General features: G+C 60.5%; 19 protein-coding genes. 10 read left to right on the forward strand and 9 right to left on the reverse strand.

Going from position 1 to position 20,042, the window contains the following annotated elements; genetic code table 11:
* Positions 1 to 32: 32 nt before the first annotated feature.
* The 10 genes from AC1RPZ_RS02965 to AC1RPZ_RS03010 all read left to right on the forward strand — a co-directional run bounded on the left by AC1RPZ_RS02965 (position 33) and on the right by AC1RPZ_RS03010 (position 13,237).
* Positions 33 to 386 (forward strand): hypothetical protein, encoded by a 354-nt coding sequence (locus AC1RPZ_RS02965; protein WP_493134664.1) that lies wholly within the window; start codon positions 33 to 35, stop codon positions 384 to 386.
* Between the two features lie 300 nt (positions 387 to 686).
* On the forward strand, positions 687 to 1,646 hold the full coding sequence (locus AC1RPZ_RS02970) for an AAA family ATPase (protein ID WP_493134666.1): 960 nt from the start codon (positions 687 to 689) through the stop codon (positions 1,644 to 1,646).
* Between the two features lie 5 nt (positions 1,647 to 1,651).
* Positions 1,652 to 2,596, forward strand: coding sequence for a DUF58 domain-containing protein (locus AC1RPZ_RS02975; RefSeq protein WP_493134668.1), 945 nt, complete (start codon positions 1,652 to 1,654; stop codon positions 2,594 to 2,596).
* The gene (locus AC1RPZ_RS02980; RefSeq protein ID WP_493134670.1) at positions 2,593 to 3,087 is read left to right on the forward strand and encodes a DUF4381 domain-containing protein; all 495 of its coding nucleotides are present in this window, start codon (positions 2,593 to 2,595) and stop codon (positions 3,085 to 3,087) included. Before AC1RPZ_RS02975 ends, AC1RPZ_RS02980 begins: the two co-directional genes overlap by 4 nt.
* Positions 3,080 to 4,156 carry a vWA domain-containing protein gene (locus AC1RPZ_RS02985; RefSeq protein ID WP_493134672.1) on the forward strand — a complete coding sequence of 359 codons (1,077 nt, stop codon included), beginning with the start codon at positions 3,080 to 3,082 and terminating at the stop codon, positions 4,154 to 4,156. The genes AC1RPZ_RS02980 and AC1RPZ_RS02985 overlap by 8 nt, the downstream gene beginning before the upstream one ends.
* Positions 4,153 to 5,904 carry a vWA domain-containing protein gene (locus tag AC1RPZ_RS02990; protein WP_493134674.1) on the forward strand — a complete coding sequence of 584 codons (1,752 nt, stop codon included), beginning with the start codon at positions 4,153 to 4,155 and terminating at the stop codon, positions 5,902 to 5,904. The genes AC1RPZ_RS02985 and AC1RPZ_RS02990 overlap by 4 nt, the downstream gene beginning before the upstream one ends.
* The gene (locus tag AC1RPZ_RS02995) at positions 5,901 to 7,541 is read left to right on the forward strand and encodes a BatD family protein (RefSeq protein WP_493134676.1); all 1,641 of its coding nucleotides are present in this window, start codon (positions 5,901 to 5,903) and stop codon (positions 7,539 to 7,541) included. The genes AC1RPZ_RS02990 and AC1RPZ_RS02995 overlap by 4 nt, the downstream gene beginning before the upstream one ends.
* A 181-nt stretch (positions 7,542 to 7,722) precedes the next feature.
* Entirely contained in the window at positions 7,723 to 8,967 is a 1,245-nt protein-coding gene (locus tag AC1RPZ_RS03000) for an exonuclease SbcCD subunit D C-terminal domain-containing protein (protein ID WP_493134679.1), read from the forward strand.
* Positions 8,964 to 12,605 carry an AAA family ATPase gene (locus tag AC1RPZ_RS03005; protein WP_493134681.1) on the forward strand — a complete coding sequence of 1,214 codons (3,642 nt, stop codon included), beginning with the start codon at positions 8,964 to 8,966 and terminating at the stop codon, positions 12,603 to 12,605. The genes AC1RPZ_RS03000 and AC1RPZ_RS03005 overlap by 4 nt, the downstream gene beginning before the upstream one ends.
* Positions 12,602 to 13,237 carry a glutathione S-transferase gene (locus AC1RPZ_RS03010; RefSeq protein ID WP_493134684.1) on the forward strand — a complete coding sequence of 212 codons (636 nt, stop codon included), beginning with the start codon at positions 12,602 to 12,604 and terminating at the stop codon, positions 13,235 to 13,237. The genes AC1RPZ_RS03005 and AC1RPZ_RS03010 overlap by 4 nt, the downstream gene beginning before the upstream one ends.
* Before the next feature lie 65 nt (positions 13,238 to 13,302).
* Here the strand turns inward: AC1RPZ_RS03010 and AC1RPZ_RS03015 are convergent, their stop codons facing one another.
* From AC1RPZ_RS03015 to AC1RPZ_RS03055, 9 genes are all read right to left on the reverse strand, one after another.
* A complete protein-coding gene (locus AC1RPZ_RS03015) occupies positions 13,303 to 13,560 on the reverse strand; it encodes a hypothetical protein (RefSeq protein ID WP_493134686.1) in 258 nt (85 codons plus the stop codon).
* Positions 13,557 to 13,769, reverse strand: a complete 213-nt coding sequence (locus tag AC1RPZ_RS03020; protein WP_493134688.1) for a hypothetical protein — start codon at positions 13,767 to 13,769, stop codon at positions 13,557 to 13,559. The genes AC1RPZ_RS03015 and AC1RPZ_RS03020 overlap by 4 nt, the downstream gene beginning before the upstream one ends.
* A 116-nt stretch (positions 13,770 to 13,885) precedes the next feature.
* The gene (locus AC1RPZ_RS03025) at positions 13,886 to 14,011 is read right to left on the reverse strand and encodes a hypothetical protein (protein ID WP_493134690.1); all 126 of its coding nucleotides are present in this window, start codon (positions 14,009 to 14,011) and stop codon (positions 13,886 to 13,888) included.
* A 211-nt stretch (positions 14,012 to 14,222) separates the two neighbouring features.
* Positions 14,223 to 14,402, reverse strand: coding sequence for a hypothetical protein (locus AC1RPZ_RS03030; RefSeq protein WP_493134692.1), 180 nt, complete (start codon positions 14,400 to 14,402; stop codon positions 14,223 to 14,225).
* Positions 14,403 to 14,560: 158 nt separating this feature from the next.
* Positions 14,561 to 15,736, reverse strand: coding sequence for a lactonase family protein (locus AC1RPZ_RS03035; protein WP_493134694.1), 1,176 nt, complete (start codon positions 15,734 to 15,736; stop codon positions 14,561 to 14,563).
* A complete protein-coding gene (locus AC1RPZ_RS03040; protein ID WP_493134696.1) occupies positions 15,723 to 16,013 on the reverse strand; it encodes a DUF5629 family protein in 291 nt (96 codons plus the stop codon). The genes AC1RPZ_RS03035 and AC1RPZ_RS03040 overlap by 14 nt, the downstream gene beginning before the upstream one ends.
* Positions 16,014 to 16,171: 158 nt before the next feature.
* Complete coding sequence (locus AC1RPZ_RS03045) at positions 16,172 to 18,547, reverse strand: efflux RND transporter permease subunit (protein ID WP_493134698.1); 2,376 nt, start codon at positions 18,545 to 18,547, stop codon at positions 16,172 to 16,174.
* A gap of 23 nt (positions 18,548 to 18,570) precedes the next feature.
* Positions 18,571 to 19,623, reverse strand: coding sequence for a WD40/YVTN/BNR-like repeat-containing protein (locus AC1RPZ_RS03050; RefSeq protein ID WP_493134700.1), 1,053 nt, complete (start codon positions 19,621 to 19,623; stop codon positions 18,571 to 18,573).
* Positions 19,624 to 19,751: 128 nt separating this feature from the next.
* Entirely contained in the window at positions 19,752 to 20,033 is a 282-nt protein-coding gene (locus AC1RPZ_RS03055; protein ID WP_493134702.1) for a hypothetical protein, read from the reverse strand.
* Positions 20,034 to 20,042 lie beyond the last annotated feature (9 nt).

Consider the following 20,042-nt stretch of genomic DNA (forward strand, 5'->3'; position numbering starts at 1 on the left):
CTTCACCACGCTCGCCGAGCCAGGAATTCCCCATGCAAATGACCACCGCCCACCTGATCGCCAACCCGTGCGACGACGAAGAAGACAACATGGCCATGCTCTGCTGCCACAGCAATCAGGGCGACATGTTTTTGATGACTCGCTACCCGGACGAGGACGAGCTGGAAATCACCCTCGATGGCGAGCCGTCCACCCTCGACGGGGTAAAAGTCACCCTCAGCCCTACCCGCCTGCTGATCGAAATTGCCGCCGCAGATGCTGATGCGCTGAATGGCGATGACTCTTTGGAAATTATTCACAACACTGCGGCGGCCGACCTGGCTGAAGTCGAAGAAACCCTGCAGAACATCCTCAAGGGCACCGGCACCTATATCAGCCAGCTCTGAGCTTCAGATTTTTTGCGCCTGTGCCGACGCCATCGCGAGCAGGCTCGCTCCCACAGATATCTCCGCGGGTTGCAAAATTTGCATCCCCCAAAATCCACTGTGGGAGCGAGCTTGCTCGCGATGGGGCCCGAATGAACACCGCCATTGCGCGGCCCTGAAAATTTCCAACAATCGCCAATCAATTCCCGCACTTTGCGTAAAATGCCGTTAGTCGCTACCCCCTGCGATGGATTAAAGTAACGCCCCCAGCCCTGGTGTTAGTCGAACGCCTTTGCTCACCCTTTCCAGGAACAGTCATCGATGGAACATCGTGAAGCGCTGCTTGCGCTGCGAACCTTTCTTTCAACGCAGATTCTCGGCCAGGAAAAACTCATCGAGCGGTTGCTCATCGCGCTACTTGCTGACGGCCACATGCTGGTCGAAGGCGCCCCAGGCCTGGCCAAGACCAAGGCCATCAAAGAGCTTGCCGAAGGCATCGAAGCGCAATTCCATCGCATCCAGTTCACCCCCGACCTGTTGCCTGCCGACATCACCGGCACCGAGATCTATCGCCCGGAAACCGGCAGTTTCGTGTTCCAGCAAGGCCCGATCTTCCATAACCTGGTGCTGGCCGACGAAATCAACCGGGCGCCGGCCAAGGTCCAGTCGGCCTTGCTCGAAGCCATGGGCGAGCGGCAGGTCAGCGTCGGGCGCAGCACGTACGAGCTGTCGCCGCTGTTTCTGGTCATGGCCACCCAGAACCCGATTGAGCAGGAAGGCACCTATCCGCTGCCCGAGGCCCAGCTCGACCGCTTCCTGATGCACGTCAAAATCGGCTTCCCGGACGCCGCCGTCGAGCGGCGCATTCTGCAACAGGCCCGCGGTGAAGCGCTGAACGGCGAAACCAAGCCCGAGCGCCGAGTCAGCCAGCAAGCGATTTTTGCCGCACGCAAGGAAATCCTCGGTTTGTACATGGCCGACGCCGTGGAGGAATACCTGGTGCAGTTGGTCATGGCGACCCGCACACCGGGCAAGTTCGACCCGGAAATGGCCGAGTGGATTGCCTATGGCGCCAGCCCGCGGGGCTCCATTGCCCTCGATCGCTGCGCGCGCGCTCACGCCTGGCTGGCCGGTCGCGACTTTGTCAGCCCCGAAGACATTCAAGCCGTGCTGTTCGACGTCTTGCGCCATCGCATCATTCTTTCCTTCGAAGCCGAAGCCGCAGGCATTGACCAGGACCGCGTGGTCCAGCGGATTCTCGACGTCGTAGCTGTCGCTTGACCCTCATGAGCACACCGCTTGCGCCCGAACCGGGTATCCGCGTCAGTCTCTCCGAGCTGATCGAGATGCGCCATCGCGTGCGCGAAGTGCAGTTGTTTTCCACGCCGAGCCAGCGCAGCCCATTGATTGGCCTGCACCATTCCAAGCTGCGCGGGCGTGGCGTCGACTTCGATCAGGTGCGGGTCTATCAGGCTGGCGACGATGTGCGGACCATCGACTGGCGCGTCACCGCACGCACCCAGGAGCCGCACACCAAGCTGTTTCACGAAGAGCGCGAGCGGCCGATTTTTATCATGGTCGAGCAAAGTCGCCGCTTGTTTTTCGGCTCGGGGCTGATGTTCAAATCAGTGTTGGCTGCGCAAGCCGCGAGCCTGATTGGCTGGGCCGCGCTGGGGCATAACGACCGTGTTGGCGGGCTGGTGTACGGTGACAACCAGCACTACGAAATCAAACCACGGCGCAGCAAGCAAAGCCTGCTGCAATTGCTCAACCGTTTGGTGCGCGTCAACCAGACCCTCAACACCGAAGGCGAGACCGATCGTGATGACTTGGGCATGGCCCTGCGCCGCGCTCGTGAAGTGCTGCGCCCAGGGAGCCTGGTGATTGTGATCTGCGACGAGCGCGCCTTGTCCGAGGGCGCCGAGCAGCAACTGAGCCTGCTGTCGCGACACTGCGACTTGCTGTTGCTGCCACTTTCCGATCCCTTGGACCACGCCCTGCCCGCTGCCGGTTTACTGCGTTTCGCCGAGCGAGGGGCACAACTTGAACTCGATACGCTGAACGTTGACCTGCGCCAAAGCTATCGCGCCCAGGCCGAAGCCCGCATCGCCCGCTGGGAATTGCTGGCGCAGAAACTGCGCGTCCTGTTAATGCCCCTGAGCACTCAAAGCGAGATGGTCGAGCAACTGCGCGAATACCTGAACCCGAAACGACCGGGGAAAAGCCAATGAGCAGCCTCGATCAACTGCAACCGCTGATGAGCCCACCGCCTATCGAGTTCTGGCCCCCGGCACTGGGCTGGTGGCTGCTATTGGCGCTGTTGCCATTGATCGGTTTCGGCCTGTGGCAGTTGCGCCGCTTTATTCCCGCCAAACGTTCCACCGTGCGCACCGAACAGCCGCTGGATCCGGTGCGATTGGCTGCACTGGCCGAACTGGCGCAAATGCCCAAGCCGTATGACGGCGCACCGGCCGGCGCCTGGTTGCAGCAACTCAACGGGTTGCTCAAACGCCTGTGCCGCAACCATTACCCCTACAGCCAGAGCCACACCCTTAATGGTCGTAAATGGCTGGCGTTTCTCGACAACCGCTGTCCGGCTGCTGGCCTGACTCGTTGGATGATTTTGGTTGAAGGCGCCTACAAGCCGGAATGCAAACTCGACGACAAGGCCATCGCCGGCCTGACACAAGCTGTCGACACCTGGATTCGCAAGCATGTTTGAGTTCGCCTGGCCGTGGATCTTCGCCCTGCTGCCGCTGCCTTGGCTGATGCGGATTGTGCTACCGGCCGCCGACAGCGGCGAGCCGGCGCTCAACGTCAGCTTCCTGAGCGACCTTGAAGGCCTGGCCCGGCGTCGCGCCCGCGCCAACCTGCCGGCCTGGCGCCAGCAAGCACCGCTTATCCTGCTCTGGCTGCTGCTGTTGATCGCCGCCGCGCGCCCGCAATGGCTCGGCGAACCGCTGCCGATTGCCGCCAGTGGACGCGACCTGCTGGTGGCCGTCGACGTATCCGGCTCTATGGACTTCCCCGACATGCAATGGCAGGACGAAGACGTCAGCCGCCTGACGCTGGTCAAGCACTTGCTCGGTGACTTCCTCGAAAAACGCGATGGCGATCGCGTCGGCCTGATCCTGTTCGGCAGCCAGGCTTATCTGCAAGCCCCGCTGACCTTCGACCGGCGCACCGTGCGTATCTGGCTCGACGAAGCGCGGATTGGCATCGCCGGCAAGAACACCGCCATAGGCGACGCCATCGGCCTGGCCCTGAAACGCTTGCGTCAACGTCCGGCACAAAGCCGCGTGCTGATCCTGGTCACCGACGGCGCCAACAATGGCGGTGAAATCGATCCACTGACCGCCGCGCGACTGGCCGCCGAAGAAGGGGTGAAAATCTACCCGATCGGTATCGGCGCCGACCCGGAGCAAAGCGGCACCCTGGGGTTCCTGGGCGTCAATCCGAGCCTGGACCTCGACGAGCCGGCCTTGAAGGCCATCGCGCAAGCCACGGGTGGACGTTACTTCCGAGCCCGCGACGGGGCAGAGTTGCAGGCGATCAAGCAGACCCTCGATCAACTGGAACCCGTGACTCAACAACCGACCCAGGCTCGCCCGGCACAAGCGCTATACAGTTGGCCGCTGGCCGCCGCGTTGCTGATGAGCCTGTTGCTGGTCATCCGCGCGCGCTGGCCAGACAACCCGCTGCAACGTTTTTTCACCCAGTCGCATTTTCTGCAACAGCACCCTGACTGGCGCCAGCGACTGAAACGCCTGCGTCTGCGGAGGCGTCGATGATCGAGCTCTGGCCGCATTGGTTCCGTCCCTGGTGGTTACTGCTGTTGCCGCTATTGGGCTGGTTGCTGTGGCAACTCTGGCACCGGCAAAAACGTGCGGGTCGCTGGCAGATGATCCTGCCACCGGCCTTCCATGCCGCACTGCTCAGTGGTGGCAGCGGCCGTGAAAGCAAGTTGCCATGGATCGCCCTGGGCCTGGCCTGGGCTCTGGCGCTATTGGCCCTGCTGGGGCCTGGCTGGGAACGGGTTGAACAGTTCGCGCAGAAACCCGCCGACCCGTTGGTGGTTCTCCTTGAACTGACCCCGGAAATGCTCGCCACCGACGTGCTGCCGACTCGCCTTGAGCAGGCCCGACGCAAACTGCTCGATCTGTTGCAAGCCCGCAGCGATGCGCAAACCGCGATCGTGGTCTATGCCGGCAGCGCGCACACTCTGGTGCCGCTCTCCGACGACCTGTCCACCAGCCGTAACCTGCTGGAAGCGCTCAAACCGTCGATCATGCCTCAGGCGGGTCATCGCGCCGATCTGGCCGTGACCAAGGCGCTGACATTGCTCGACCGTGGCGCCCTCGGCCAGGGACGGATTCTGCTGATCGGTTCGTCCCTCACCGAACAGGAGCGCCAGGGTATTCGTCAGGCCCTCAGTGGTCAGGCACCGGAATGGTTGATGCTCGGCATCGGCACCCCGCAAGGCGCCCCGGTCACTGACCAGCACGGCAGTTTCCTCAAGGACGCGCAGGGTGCGATTCTCGTGCCGCGTCTCGACGGGCCGAGCCTGAAAGCCTTTGCCAGCGACATGGACGGACGTTACCGACAAGCACGCCTGGACGACAGCGACCTGCGCGACCTAGGGCTGCTCGACAGCCCGCATGGCGTGCGCAACGATGGCCAGACCCTGCGCCTGGATACCTGGGCCGATCAGGGCTACTGGCTGTTGCTGCCGCTGTTGCTGCTGACGGCCTGCGCGGGACGCCGTGGCTGGCTGCTCTGCCTGCCATTGCTGTTCATGCTGCCGCAACCGGGTTACGCCTTCGAGTTCAGCGATCTTTGGCTGCGCCCGGACCAACAAGGTCAGCAGTTGCTCAAGCAGCACCAGCCCGCCGACGCCGCAAAGCATTTCAAGGACCCGCAGTGGCAAGGGATCGCGCTCTATGAAGCCGGTGAGTACACCGCTGCCGCCGAGCGCTTCGCCGAAGGCAACGACGCCCGCGCGCACTACAATCGTGGCAACGCCCTGGCTAAAAGCGGTGAGCTGGAAGCTGCCGTCGACGCCTATGAGCAGGCCCTTGAACTGCAACCTGATTTACGCCCGGCGCTGACCAACAAAGCACTGGTAGAAGCCCTGATCAAACAGAAGGCCCCCACACCGCCCAGCGAACCGGAAAAGACCGACGGCGAAGAGAGCCCGCAGACTCAACAGACCCCGCCGCCGAGTGCGGCGACACAGCCCTCGACCAGCGACGAGCAGAAGACCGACACTCAAACCGCGCAATCGAGCAACGAAGCCAACAGCGAAAGCAATGCCGACGGCCCGCCGCAACCGGGCAATAATGAAGTGCCCGGCAGTGAGTTGGGCGACGAACAACGCACCACACCGCCGATCCGCAGCGCCGACGCCAACTTCGACGGCGAGCACCGCCAGGCCCTGGAGCAATGGCTGCGTACAATCCCGGATGAGCCGGGCGAACTGCTTAGACGTAAATTCTGGTACGAGCAGCAACAACATCAGGATCAGGGAAAAACTCGATGACCCGCTTCACCGCCTTATTGCTCAGCCTTTTGCTCTGGACCGTTGGCGCCCAGGCTGAAGGGTTGGTTGCCAGCGTCGATCGCAGCCGCGTGAACTCCGGCGAGACGGTCGAGCTGACGCTCGAATCCAGCGATGTCACCCAGTTCGGTAAACCGGACCTGAGCGCACTGGAGCCGCTGTTCGAGGTTCGCGGCACCCGCCAGGTCAACCAGTTCACGACCCTGGGCGGCGACAACCGCGCCACCACCCGCTGGATCATTACCTTGCTGCCCCGGCAGAACGGCACGGTCGTCATCCCGCCCTTGCAGCTCGGTGATTACAAAAGCCAGCCGATCAGCCTGCAGGTGGTCGAAAGCGCTACTCAAAACAGCCCGAACACATTGGCGCCCGTGTTCATCGAGTCCAGTCTCGATCAGGACACGGTGTACGTGCAGGCCCAGGCTATTCTGACCTTGCGCGTCTATCACTCGGTGCCGCTGTATGACGACAGCAACGTCACGCCGCTGCCAATCCCCGATGCGCGCGTCGAACAGCTGGGCGAACCACGCACGTACGAGAAAGTCATCAATGGTCTGCGCCACGGCGTGATTGAGCTGCGATATGCGATCTACCCGCAACACAGCGGCGTGCTGACGATCCCCGCGCAGGTGTTCAGCGCCACGCTGGTGGACGCACAACCCACGCAGGCGCCCGCGCCCCAAAGCCCGAAACAGGGCAAGCTGATGCGCGTGAGTTCCTCCGAAATGACCCTGACCGTCAATGCCAAACCGGCCGACTACCCGGCCGACATTCCCTGGCTACCCGCGCGCAGCCTGAGCCTCAGCGAAAGCTGGAGCCCGGAGCCGGACCGGATTCAGGTCGGCGACTCTCTGACCCGTAGCCTGACCCTGAAAGCCGAAGGCCTGGCCAGTTCACAACTGCCCCCTCTGCCCATCACTGACGCCAACGGCCTGCGCCGTTACCCCGACCAGCCGCAACTGAGCAATCAGCACAGCGAACGCGGGCTGATCGGCAGCCGCGAAGACCGTGAGGCACTGGTGCCGACCCGCATCGGGCAAATCGAGTTATCCCCCGTGGAAGTGATCTGGTGGAACACCCATGAAGATCATCTGGAACGCAGCAGTCTGCCGGCCAGAACCCTGCACGTGGTCAACAACCCGAGCCTGGTGGTCGACACCCCCGCCGGCAACTCGCCGGCCATGGTAGCGGCCAGCAACGAAGAGCTCTGGTACTGGAAACTCAGCAGCTTGATCCTGGCCTGCACCACCCTGCTCGGCTTCGGCCTGTGGTGGCGCGCACGTTGGCAGCCAGCGCTTCTACGCGCCGCGCAAACCGGTCCGAGCCCGCGCACCCTGCTGGACGACCTCAAGCGTGCCAGCCAGGCCAACGACCCTCAAGCCACCCGCCAGGCACTCGACGCCTGGGCTCGCCAACAGCCAGAAACCCTGGCCGACATGGCCGCCCGCTTCGTGCCGCTTTCCGACGCGCTGGACGGCCTGAACGGCGCGCTGTACAGCGAAACCGGGCAGTCCTGGCAAGGCGAAGAACTCTGGCGCGCGATCCGCGCCATCCCGATCGCCGACCGGGTCCACGACCCGGTCGGCGACAGTGGTTTACCGCCGTTATATCCGAAGTAGAGCAAAAGATCGCAGCCTTCGGCAGCTCCTACGGGGGAATGGTGTACATCCCGTAGGAGCTGCCGAAGGCTGCGATCTTTTCTGCCTTTCTGCATTCCCGACCTTTTGCCAGTAAACTCCCTCCCCTTTAGCCGCCATCATTTCCCACGCGGCCATCACCTTATTTTTAGCGGAGTACGCCTTGCGTCTGTTCCACACCTCCGACTGGCACCTTGGGCAGAACCTGCATGGCCAGGAGCGCGATTTTGAACACGGCTGTTTCCTCGACTGGCTATTGCGTCAGCTAGGGCTGGAAAAGCCCGATGTGCTGCTGATCGCCGGTGACATCTTCGACACGGTCAATCCGCCGGTCAAAGCCCAGGAACGTCTCTACGACTTCATCGTCAGCGCGCACGAGCAGCAGCCGTCGCTGACCATCGTAATGATCGCCGGCAACCACGACTCCGGCTCGCGGATCGAATTGCCTGCGCCGCTGATGCGGCGTTTGCGCACTCACGCGCTGGGCCGGGTGTTGTGGCTCGATGACGGGCAACTGGACGCAGAACGCCTGCTGATTCCGTTGCCCAATGCTTCAGGCAAAATCGCCGGCTGGTGCCTGGCGCTGCCGTTTCTGCGTCCTGCCGAAGTCACCGGCGCCCATCTGGGCGACAACTACCTGCGCGGCATCGGTCAGGTGCATGAGTGGCTGATTGAAGCGGCCAATGCCAAGCGCCAACCCGGTCAGGCGCTGATCGCTATCAGCCACGCGCACATGGCCGGTGGTTCGGTGTCCGAGGACTCCGAACGCAGCCTGATCATCGGCAACGCCGAAGCCTTGCCCGCCAGCCTGTTCGGGCCGAGCATCAGCTACGTCGCCCTCGGTCACTTGCACAAACCGCAGAAGGTCAACGGCGAGGAACGCATTCGCTACAGCGGCTCGCCGATTCCGCTGTCGTTTTCCGAGATCAATTACCCGCACCAAATCCTCGATATCAAACTCGACGGTGAAACCCTTATCAGTGTCGAGCCGCGCCTTATCCCTCGTTCAGTTCACCTGCAACGCTCAGGGCCAGCGCCTTTGGCCGATATCCTCAGCCAACTGGCGGACCTGCCAAACATCGACCTGTTGGCCGACCTCCAGCGCCAGCCATGGCTCGAAGTCCGCGTACGCCTCGACGAACCGCAGCCGGACCTGCGTCAACAGATCGAAACCGCGCTGCAAGGAAAAGCCGTGCGCCTGGTACGGATCGCCGCCGAATATGCAGGCTCCGGCAGTCGAGACGGCGCTGATGACAATGGCCAGTTGATAGAACTGGATCAGCTCACCCCACAGGAATTGTTCAGCCGCGCCTGGCAGGACAACTACGGCAGCGCCGTCGACGAACAGACGCTGAAGGACTTTTCCCTGCTGCTGCAAGACGTTCAGCAGGAGAGCGAACAGCCATGAAAATTCTCGCGATCCGCCTGAAGAACCTCGCCTCGCTGGCGGGGCCGTTTGAAATCGATTTCACCGTCGAACCACTGGCCAGCGCCGGTCTGTTCGCGATTACCGGGCCGACCGGTGCCGGCAAAAGCACCTTGCTCGATGCGCTGTGCCTGGCGCTGTTTGGTGCGGTGCCACGCCTCAACAACACTGGACGTGACGCCAAGGTGCCGGATGCGGACGGCGAGATCGCCACCGGCGACCCGCGCACCCTGCTGCGACGCGGTACCGGTGATGGCTTCGCCGAGGTCGACTTTGTGGGCATCGACGGACGTCGCTACCGTGCGCGCTGGGAAGCCAATCGCGCCCGCGAAAAAGCCAACGGCAAGCTGCAAGCCAGCCGCCAAAGCCTGCGCGACCTCGACACCGATCAGCTACTGGCCAGTCAGAAAGGCGAATACAAGACTCAGCTTGAAGCCGTGTTGGGCCTGAACTTCGAACAGTTCACCCGTGCCGTGATGCTGGCTCAAAGCGAGTTCAGTGCGTTCCTCAAGGCCGATGACAACGATCGCAGCGAACTGCTGGAAAAACTCACCGACACCGCGCTCTACACGCGCCTGGGCAAGCGCGCTTTCGACAAAAGCAAAGAAACCCGCGAAGCCCACAAGCTGCTGCAAGATCAGGCGACGGGCGTCACACCGCTTGAGCCCGAAGCCCGCGCCGAGCTCGATCAGCGCTTCAACGACGCCCAGCAACAACTCAAAACCCGGCAAGCGCAGCTCAAGCAGTTGGAGTTGCAACACACCTGGCTCAAGGAATTGCACCAGTTGCAGGACCAGCAACTGGCCGCCGCTGAACAGTTGCAACACGCTCAACAGTCGTGGGACACCCAGGCTGGCGAGCGGCTGAACCTGGTACGCCTGGAACAACTGGCACCGCAACGGCATCAGTTTGCCCGGCAAACCGAGCTGAGCGCGCAACTGAGCCCGTTGGCCGCGCTGATTCAGCAACACGGCCAACAGCAAAGCGAGCTGCACAACCGTCAGGTGCAACTCGAACACAGCCTGGAGTCCGCAAAAAACGCGCTGAGCCAGGCCCAAAACCAACACAGCAGCAACGCCCCGCTGCTGCGTCAGGCGTTTGAAGAACAGAGCAACCTTGCGCGCCTGACGCAAGCCATCAGCACTTCGGTCGAACTCAAACACAGTGCCGAGCAAGCCAACACCGAAGGCCAGCAAGCCATCGCACGAATGCTTGAGCAGCAACAACGGGTCGCCGAACGTCTGGCAACCATTGCTGTGCAACTGGAACAGAGTATTCAACTGGCGCCGGTCAGTGATGCGTGGAATGCCTACCGCGAGCGATTGCAGCAACTGATGCTGGTGGGCAATCGCCTGAAAAAAGGCCAGACCGAGCTGCTCGAACTGGAACAACGGGCTGCCGACACTGCCGCCCAACTCAGCGCACAACGCCAAAGCCTGGAACTGCTGTTCAGCGAAGCCGGGGCCGAACCGCAAGCCGTTGCCGAGCAGATTCAGATCCTCGCCAGCCTGCTGCAAGACAACCGCAAGCAGCAACGCGCCATCGAAGAGCTGGCGCGGTTGTGGGCCAGTCAGCAGGAGTTGGACAAGCGCGCGCAGGCACTGCAACAACGCCTGCAGACCGCTCAAATTGAACGCGAACGCCTGACCCGCGAAGGCGTCCAGGCCAAAGCCGAACTGACCGTCGCCGAACAAACCCTGAAAGTCACCCAGGAATTGCTGGAGCGTCAGCGTCTGGCGCGCAGTGCCAGCGTCGAAGAATTGCGCGGGCAGTTGCGGGACGATCAACCGTGCCCGGTCTGCGGCAGCGTCGAGCATCCCTATCATCAGCCTGAAGCGTTGCTGCAAAGCCTTGGTCGGCACGATGAAAGCGAACAGGCCAACGCACAGAAAGCCGTTGACCTGCTCAAGGAAAAACTCGCGGATCTGCGCACTGACGTCGGCGGGCTGATAGCTCAGCAAAAGGAATGGCTGCAACAACAGGAACAGCTGGCAGCTCAGCAGCAAAGCCTGACACCGAGCCTTGAAGCGCATCCATTGGCCGCCCAACTACAGGCGCAAGACGCTGGCAAACGTGACGCCTGGCTGACTCAGCAAAGTGTTCAGTTGAATCAGAGCATCGCTCAGGACGAACAGCGACAAAGCGCCCTGCTCACCTTGCAGCAAGACGCCGCACGTCTTCAGCAACAGCTGCAAGCCGCCGACCAGGCCAGCCAACAGGCCGCCCAGCAACTCGCCATTCAGCAGCGTGAGTTGAGCAACGACAGTCAGCGTCTTGAAGAAGAACTCGCAGCGTTCAGCAGCCTGCTCCCGGCTGCAACGCTCGAAGGTTTGCGCAATGAGCCCGCCGCGACCTTCATGCAACTCGATCAGCACGTTGCCCAGCGCCTGGAACAATTGGAGCGGCAACGCGAAGAACTCAGCGAACAACAGCAACGCCAGCAAAACCTTGAGAAAGAACAGGACCGACAGCTGACACGCGTGCAGCAATGGGAAGCCGCGCAACAGCAATTCACCGCGCTTGCCGAACAGCAGCACGCCGCCCAACAGAAACTCGCCGAACTGCTGGGCGACCAGCCGAGTGCCGAGCAGTGGCAACAGCAACTGGATCAGGCCGTGGCGCAGGCCCGACAGGCTGAAGCAACGGCCAGTCAAGCGCTGCAAGAGGTCCGCAGCCAGCAGATTCAACTGGCCGCCGAGCTCAAGGCCGAGCAACAACGCCAGCACGCCCTGGAAACGGAAAGTCATGAGCTGAGCGGCAAGATTGCCGAATGGCGTGCCCTTCATCCAGAACTGGACGATGGCGGTCTGGAGCAGTTACTGGCGTTCAGCGACGAGCAGGTCAGTCAACTGCGCCAACAGCTCCAACTGAGCGAAAAAGCCATCGAGCAAGCCAAAGTGCTGTTGCATGAGCGTGAACAGCGCCTGCACAGCCATCAGGCGCAACACAACGGCAACCTCGACGCCGAACAACTGGCCAGCGCCCTCAGCGAGCTGCAAAGCCAGTTCGGTATCAGCGAACAGCTCTGCGCCGAATTGCGTGCGCAACAAGCCGAAGATCAACGCCGTCAGGACGCCAATCAGGCGCTGGCACAACGCATTGGCGAGGCCTACAACGAGTGGCAGCGCTGGGCGCGGCTCAATGCCCTGATCGGCTCGGCCACCGGTGACACTTTCCGCAAGATCGCCCAGGCCTACAACCTCGATTTGCTGGTGCATCACGCCAACGCCCAGTTACGGCAACTGGTGCGCCGCTACCGGCTCAAGCGCGGCGGCAGCATGCTCGGTCTGCTGGTGATGGACACGGAAATGGGCGACGAACTGCGTTCGGTGCATTCACTGTCAGGCGGCGAAACCTTCCTGGTATCGCTGGCACTGGCGCTGGGCCTGGCCTCGATGGCCTCAAGCACGCTGAAAATCGAATCGTTGTTCATCGATGAAGGCTTCGGCAGCCTCGACCCGGAGTCGCTGCAATTGGCGATGGACGCCCTCGACGGGTTGCAAGCGCAAGGGCGCAAAGTCGGGGTGATCTCCCACGTACAAGAGATGCACGAGCGAATCCCGGTGCAGATCCAGGTTCGTCGCCAAGGCAATGGCCTGAGCACGCTGGAGGTCAAATGACCACGCCGACGCTTTACTCCTTTCGACGTTGCCCCTACGCCATGCGCGCACGCATGGCGCTGCGTTACAGCGCTGTGACGCTGAACATTGTCGAAGTCAGCCTCAAGGCCAAGCCGCCGGAAATGCTCGCGCTATCGAGCAAGGGCACCGTGCCGGTGCTGAGCCTTGAAGGTCGGGTCATAGAGGAAAGCCTGGAAATCATGCAGTGGGCGCTGGAACAGAACGACCCACAAGACTGGCTGCTCAAGAACGATCCTGCGGCGCAACAACGAAGCGCGGCGCTGATCGAAGCAAACGATCAGGTGTTCAAACTGCACCTCAATCGCTACAAGTACGCCGAGCGCTACCCGGAACAACCCATGGAGCATTACCGCGCAGAAGGCGAAGTGTTTTTGCGCGAACTGGATGAGTTGCTGCAACAGCGGACTTATCTGGTGGCTGATCATCTGAGCCTGGCGGACATCGCCCTGGCGCCGTTCATACGCCAGTTCGCCCATGTCGACCGCGAGTGGTTTGCGCAGACGCCATACCAGCATCTGCAAGCGTGGCTTCAAGGGATTCTGGAGTCAGATCTTTTTACCGCGGTCATGGCGAAGGCCCAGTGTGGGAGCGAGCTTGCTCGCGATGACTGACTGACATTCAACATTGATATCGACTGTCATACCGCTATCGCGAGCAAGCTCGCTCCCACATTTGATTACGCCAGCACACTGCACATTTGCAGCGCCGAGCAATCAATCTCGAACGGCCCCAGAACCACGGCTTTGGGTTTCGCTGGCGGATTACCCGCCAACAAAGCCAGCGCCGTGGCGGTCTGGATATTGTGAGTGATGTTGTGATTGCACTCGATGGCCCGTGCCAGCGAACCCGCCGAGCCCTGACCGATACCGAGCAGTGAAGATCCGTTGGTCATGAATGCCAGGAAGGCAATCACCCAAAGTCTGCGCCCTTTCATGCTCCCACTACTCCGGCGACATCTGAGTGTTCAACGCCGAAGTTCTGTGCGCGATGCTCAAACTGGATGGCGGGATAGGCGACCTGGATCGGCGCTTCAACGATGTGTTGCGATTGTGCCGAGAGGCTGACCACGAGCACCATGGCGACGTATAAACCGATGGCAACGTAAGCGCCGTGTTTGGCAGAAGAAAGGATTGCGCTGGCCATGGGATTCTCCGTGGGCATGTTTCAGTGCCCACAGAATCAATCAAATAACCGGCTATGAATAGCGACCTTTATGCATAGTAGCTATCAGTTTAATTGATCGAAAATCCGACGTTTTTTCATTCCTGCAACAAGCTCATCAAGCGCTCGCGCGCGGCTTCAGGCTCGCCGTCGACCGGCTGGGTCGCCGAGAGAATTGGAGTGGAATAGAGAAACAGCAGCACCACAGCCAGACGCATCGCCATGTCGTCGATCCTTGGAAAAGATTGAGTCAATAAATTAGCGTCAAATTTAAACACATGGCCATGTGATATTACACGCGGTATTTGTGCTGATTGAGGTGCGGGGTCGCAAATGCTTTATGCAGGAGCGACATCACTTTTGTCTTTTCAGCGATTAGATCGCCAATCGGATCAAGTGACTTCGCTCCTGCATAAAGTCGGCAGGGCTTGAGTCTCAGTGTTGGATCTTGTGATCCAGCGCGGCGTAGAAGTTGGCGCTTTGTTGCAGGTATTTCTGGGTATAGGTGTGAGTGCCGGATTTTTTATCGCTGATCTCGACGCTGGCACTGGCTGGCAGAGCAACGGTGGCGGAGATAGCGGAAGCGGCGATAACCGAGAAGAGATTGAAGTTCATGGCGGTAACCCTCGTAGATTCAGTTGGCTTGCTTGCCTGTGTAGGCCGTGAAGCAAACTTACGCCCGAGGGTTGACGCGCTTGAAATCTTTTGTAGCAGTAGCGGATATCACTCAGATTAATAGAACCGCGCAGGCCCCGGTGCATGGGGCCTGCGGCTTATTGACGCAGGAAGAATTTGATATCGCTGGGTGAGTCGAACGGCAGTTTTTGTACGGCTTTGCCCAACAGACCGGTCTTCACATCACGTTCGATGATGACGATCTGGTTGCTCTTCTGGTTCGCAATCAGCACAAACTTGCCGCTCGGGTCGAGGCTGAATTCACGCGGGTGATCACCCTCCACCGAGCGACGCTGAAGCGCCTTGAGCTCACCACTGGCCGGATCGATGGCGAACACCAGTATCTCGTTAGCGGTGCCACGGTTGCTGACGTAGAGGAACTTGCCATCCGCCGAGGCATGCAGCGCCGCGGCAGCCTTCTGCGCCTGGGGTTGACCCGCCGCCAGGTCGACCATCTGGCGCTGGGTCAACTTGCCGGCCTGATAATCGAACACCGCGACTTGCGCGCTCATTTCCATGGTCAGGTAAGCGTGCTTGCCATCGCCACTGAACAGCAAATGCCGCGGCCCGCTGCCGGGTGGCAACTGAACCGATGGTGGCGTGGCGGCGGTCAGCGGTCGCTCCGGATTGGCCTTGGGGTCATAGCGGTAGACAAAGATCTTGTCCGCCCCCAGGTCATTGCTGAATACAAACTGGCCGTCCGGCGAGGACACTGCCGAATGAACGTGAGCCGACAACTGCCGCTCGGGATTGACCCGGCTCGACGGATGACTGCTCAGCTGGATCGGCGGCGCCAGTTTGCCATCGGCGTTGACCGTTAATACCGCGAGGCTGCCGCCCGGGTCTTCGGCCACCGAGTAATTGCTGACAAACAGGTGCTTGCCGTCAGCGCTCAGACTGGAATGGGTCGGTTCGTTGCCGAGACTCTGCACCTGACTGATCAGGCTCAATGCGTGGGTTTTCGGCTCGACGGCAAAGCTGCTGACGCGCCCTACCGGGTCGACTTGCCCTGGACCGTTTTCGTTGGCCACAAACAGTCGACGCTGGTCGCTGGAAAGCGTCAACCACGACGGGTTGGCGCTCTTGACCACTTGCAACGGAGTGGCATCGAGCTGACCGTTTTTGCTGTCGAATTTGAGCCGGTAGATCCCCTGGCTCTGGCCCTGGGTGTAGGTGCCGATCAACAGCTCATGGATATCGGCGGGGGCGGCCTGCACCCCCATCGCGCCGACACTGCCCGCCATCAGCAGCGACCAGAATTTACGCATCTTCATTGGTTTCGTCTTCATCGTCGCTACCGCCGAAGGCGCTCAGGCACACCAGTCGGTGCTCGCCGGAATTACCAGTGATGGTCCAGCTCTGCAGGGTTTGATCGAATACCGCCGCCTGCACCTGAGCCGGGCTGAACTCCCAATGTTTGGCCGCTCGGCCGTCCATGCATTCGATGTGCAGATTGTCGTCTTCGTCGAGAGCGAATTCGAAGGCGTGCAAGCCGTCGATTTCGACCATGTCGCAGTGTTCGAGGGCGTTGAGAAGGGTTTCGGCAGTCATGGCAATCATGTCTTTCAGGGGGAAACCGGCAATGATAGCTCATTGTTGTCGCAAACCCTGTGGGAGCGAGCTTGCTCGCTCCCACAGGGAGTCGTGTGAAACTCGAAAATAACAAAGCCGCAACCCAAAGGTTGCGGCTTTGTTATTTTCGACCTCGATCAGTGGGCGAACAGCGAGTTGCCCTTCTGCCCGGCGAGTTTTTCCGGTTTGATCAGGAAACGTGCCAGTGCCGGCAACAGCCACAGCGCACCGAACATGTTCCAGAGCAGCATGAAGGTCAGCATCAGCCCCATGTCAGCCTGGAACTTGATCGCCGAGAAGATCCAGGTGCACACGCCGATGGCCAGGCACAGGCCGGTGAACAGCACCGCTTTACCGGTGGACTTGAGCGTCTGGTAGTAGGCCTCTTGCAACGGCAGACCGGCACGCAGGAAACTTTCCAGGCGGCTGTAGATGTAGATGCCGTAGTCCACGCCAATCCCCACCCCGAGCGCCACCACCGGCAAGGTCGCGACTTTCACGCCGATGCCCATGAACGCCATCAATGCGTTGCCCAGCACCGAGGTCAGCACCAACGGCAACACGATGCACAAGGTCGCTGCCCAGGAACGGAAGGTGATCATGCACATGGTGGCCACGCAGATGTACACCAGGACCAGGATGGTCAGTTCCGATTCCTTGATCACCTCGTTGGTGGCCGCCTCGATCCCGGCGTTACCGGCGGCAAGGATAAACTCCAGGCCGTCCTTGTTGTTTTCCTTGGCAAAGTCCTGCACCGCATGCACCGCGCGGTCGAGGGTTTCGGCCTTGTGGTCGTTGAGGAACACCAGCACCGGCGCCAGCGAGCAGCTGTTGTTGTACAGGCCATCGGCACGGGCGATGGAGTTGTTCAGCACGTCCGGATTACGCGACAGGGTTTCCCATTTCAGGTTGCCCTCGTTCATGCCCTTGATCATCTGCTTGGAGACCGTCACCAGGGAAATCGCCGACTGCACGCCCTCGGTGTTCTGCATCTTCCACATCAGTTCATCGATCGGCGCCATGGCTTCGTAACGCGAGCAGCCTTCAGCCTTGGTCTTGACCATCACCACCAGCACATCGGAGCTGGTGGAGTAGTTGTTGATGATGAAGTTGTTGTCCTGGTTGTAGCGCGAATCCGGGCGCAGCTCCGGCGCACCTTGGTCAAGGTCACCGATTTTCAGGTTCTGGCTGTACCAGAGACCGCCACCAAAGGCGATCAGCGCCAGGAGGATCGAAACCGGGGCGACTTTCGAGCTGGCAAAGTTCGACAGCAGGCGCCAGAACGGATGCTCACGGATTGCATCTTTCTTGCTGCGCTCGACCGCACGTTTACTGATGCCAACGTAGGAAATCGCTACTGGCAGCAGGATCAGGTTAGTGAACACGATCACCGCCACGCCGATGGACGCACCGATGGCCAGCTCGCGAATAACCCCGATATCGATGATCAGCAAGGTAATGAAGCCCACCGCGTCCGCGAGGATCGCAATCATCCCCGGCAGGAACAGCTGACGGAACGTGCGCCGGGCGGCCGTCAAGGCGTTGTCCGCGTCACTGGATTGCAAGGCAATGCCGTTGATCTTCTGCACGCCGTGGGAAATACCGATAGCAAAAATCAGGAACGGCACCAGCATCGAGTACGGGTCCAGACCAAAGCCGAAGGCATGCATCAGCCCGAGCTGCCAGACCACCGCCACCAGGGTGGTGCTCAATACCGCCACGGTGCTGCGCAGGCAATTGGTGAACCACAACAACAGGATCAGGGTGATGACGAACGCCACGCCGAAGAACATCACCACCATGATCAGGCCGTCAATCAGGTCACCGACCTTCTTGGCGAAACCGACGATGTGGATCTGCACATTGGGGTTCTGTTTTTCGAACTTGTTGCGGATCTTGTCTTCAAGTTCGTGGGAGAACTTCTGGTAGTCCAGTGCCAGCAACTTGCCCTGGTCCTGCGGGTCCGGGTAGGACTCCAGCAGCGGAATATCGACGATGCTCGACTTGAAGTCGTTGGACACCAACCGACCGACCTGACCGGACTTGAGCACGTTATTGCGCAGCAACTCGAGGCTGTCGACCGAGCCGTTGTAGCTCTGCGGAATCACTTCACCGCCGGCAAAACCTTCCTCGGTCACTTCGGTCCAGCGCACGCTCGGACTCCACAGCGACTTCAAGCCGGAACGGTCAACGCCGGAGATGTAGAACACCTCGTCGTTGATCTGCCGCAAGGTCTCCATGTACTCCTTGGAGAAAATGTCGCCATTGGTGGCTTCCACGGAAATACGCACGGTATTGCCGAGGTTGGCCAGGTCGTTGCGATGCTCCATCATCTTTTCAATGAAAGGATGCTTGAGCGGGATCATTTTTTCGAAGCTGGTGGACGGCTGGATCAGCGTTGCCTGCCAGAACAGGAAAATGCTCACCAACAGGCAGATGACGATCACTGCCGGACGGTTGTTGAAAATCAGGCGCTCGAGAAACGTCGCCTTGTCCTGATGATGACTACTCATGGATGTCATATCTCCGCCTCTTATTATTTGCCAAGCTCGGCGCCGATTGGCGAAGTAGCGCGAACGCCGCCCTGTCCTACCAGAATCAAGTTGCCATTGCCTGCCGCGGTGACCGCTGAAACAGAAATGCGGTCGGAACGGTTGAACACACTGAAGGTCACGCCATCGTCGCTGCTGCGCACCACACTGCCGCCGTTGCCAACGATCACGATACTGCCGTCATCGAGCAAGGTCGCACCGGACAAACCGAACTCCAGCGCACCACGGGCAGCCTTGAGCTCGATCGGCTCCCAGGTGCTGCCAAAGTCAGTGGAACGGAACAGGTTGCCGCGAAGACCGTAGGCCAACAATGTGCCCGGTTTGGCGGTGCCGATCACCCCGAACAGCGAACCCTGGTACGGTCCTTTCAGGCGTTCCCAGGTCTGGCCCCAGTCGGGGGAACGGAACATGCTGCCCTGCTCGCCGACGATGAACAGCCCGGAGTCCTTGACTGCGGCGATGGCGTTGAGGTGGTACTGATCCGGGTTATCGAGGCGGTCGCTGGCGTCTTCCCAGTGCTTGCCGCCGTCGGTGGTTTCCAGCAGCGCGCCGTAAGCGCCCACGGCAAAACCTGTGCTGACGTCCTTGAACCAGACAGCGAGCAGCGGTGCTTCGCGCTTCAAATCTTCGAATTGTTTGGTCCAGGTAACACCGCCGTCTTCGCTGGCGAGGATTTGCGCGTCATGGCCGACTGCCCAGCCGTGCTTGTCATCGACGAAATAGACCGAGGTCAGCAGCGCCCGGCTTGGCACTTTGGCCTGGGTCCAGGTCTGGCCCTGGTCATCGGAATACAGAATGTGGCCACGATCGCCGACCGCCACCAGGCGTTTGCCTGCGTGGGCGATATCAAGCATCAGGCCTTTGGCGGACTTGGCGGATTCAATCGAATAGACCGTATTGGACACTGGCGCATCTGCGGCCAGAACGGGTGCCGACAGCGCGGCAGAGCCCAGCAGCGAGAGCGCTGTAGCCAGCAACGCGAATCTGCGTAACGCCGGCGGGCGGCAAAAAACCACACCCATGACAGGCTCACTCATAGACCTTTCCCCCATTATTATTGTTAGGTCGTTCAACCTTTCAGGGCGCCGCAGGGCTGCTCGTCGCGATTGACAGTTTTGGAACATAGTCCTGAAACGCGCAATCTAGAGCCCCTTCGGAAGCTGGCCTATCCTATCCAGCTTTCGAAAGGTCTGACAATCAACGCCACGTTATGTTTTGTTAACTGGAGGATTAAGGACGGTCGCTGAATGGCGGGGCATTCGGACGAATGATTAGAAACCAGCGATTGAGCGGAAACTTCCGACACAAAGGTTTGAGCTTTGGCTTTGGCTTTGGCTTTGGCTTTGGCTTTGGCTTTGGCTTTGGCTTTGGCTTTGGCTTTGGCTTTTGATCTTGATCTGGCTTTTGATCCACCCGCCCCTTCGGCAGGCCGAGTGGAGGCGTTCATCAGGGGTAG

Source organism: Pseudomonas sp. GW822-FHT02D10 (assembly GCF_058802345.1).

Bases quoted from the DNA above. Each gene is read 5' to 3' on its own strand.
- AC1RPZ_RS02965 (WP_493134664.1), top strand. From the start codon at position 33: ATGCAAATGACCACCGCCCACCTGATCGCCAACCCGTGCGACGACGAA.
- AC1RPZ_RS02970 (WP_493134666.1), top strand. From the start codon at position 687: ATGGAACATCGTGAAGCGCTGCTTGCGCTGCGAACCTTTCTTTCAACG.
- AC1RPZ_RS02975 (WP_493134668.1), top strand. From the start codon at position 1,652: ATGAGCACACCGCTTGCGCCCGAACCGGGTATCCGCGTCAGTCTCTCC.
- AC1RPZ_RS02980 (WP_493134670.1), top strand. From the start codon at position 2,593: ATGAGCAGCCTCGATCAACTGCAACCGCTGATGAGCCCACCGCCTATC.
- AC1RPZ_RS02985 (WP_493134672.1), top strand. From the start codon at position 3,080: ATGTTTGAGTTCGCCTGGCCGTGGATCTTCGCCCTGCTGCCGCTGCCT.
- AC1RPZ_RS02990 (WP_493134674.1), top strand. From the start codon at position 4,153: ATGATCGAGCTCTGGCCGCATTGGTTCCGTCCCTGGTGGTTACTGCTG.
- AC1RPZ_RS02995 (WP_493134676.1), top strand. From the start codon at position 5,901: ATGACCCGCTTCACCGCCTTATTGCTCAGCCTTTTGCTCTGGACCGTT.
- AC1RPZ_RS03005 (WP_493134681.1), top strand. From the start codon at position 8,964: ATGAAAATTCTCGCGATCCGCCTGAAGAACCTCGCCTCGCTGGCGGGG.
- AC1RPZ_RS03010 (WP_493134684.1), top strand. From the start codon at position 12,602: ATGACCACGCCGACGCTTTACTCCTTTCGACGTTGCCCCTACGCCATG.
- AC1RPZ_RS03015 (WP_493134686.1), bottom strand. From the start codon at position 13,560: ATGAAAGGGCGCAGACTTTGGGTGATTGCCTTCCTGGCATTCATGACC.
- AC1RPZ_RS03020 (WP_493134688.1), bottom strand. From the start codon at position 13,769: ATGGCCAGCGCAATCCTTTCTTCTGCCAAACACGGCGCTTACGTTGCC.
- AC1RPZ_RS03025 (WP_493134690.1), bottom strand. From the start codon at position 14,011: ATGGCGATGCGTCTGGCTGTGGTGCTGCTGTTTCTCTATTCCACTCCA.
- AC1RPZ_RS03030 (WP_493134692.1), bottom strand. From the start codon at position 14,402: ATGAACTTCAATCTCTTCTCGGTTATCGCCGCTTCCGCTATCTCCGCC.
- AC1RPZ_RS03035 (WP_493134694.1), bottom strand. From the start codon at position 15,736: ATGAAGATGCGTAAATTCTGGTCGCTGCTGATGGCGGGCAGTGTCGGC.
- AC1RPZ_RS03040 (WP_493134696.1), bottom strand. From the start codon at position 16,013: ATGACTGCCGAAACCCTTCTCAACGCCCTCGAACACTGCGACATGGTC.
- AC1RPZ_RS03045 (WP_493134698.1), bottom strand. From the start codon at position 18,547: ATGAGTAGTCATCATCAGGACAAGGCGACGTTTCTCGAGCGCCTGATT.
- AC1RPZ_RS03050 (WP_493134700.1), bottom strand. From the start codon at position 19,623: ATGAGTGAGCCTGTCATGGGTGTGGTTTTTTGCCGCCCGCCGGCGTTA.
- AC1RPZ_RS03055 (WP_493134702.1), bottom strand. From the start codon at position 20,033: ATGAACGCCTCCACTCGGCCTGCCGAAGGGGCGGGTGGATCAAAAGCC.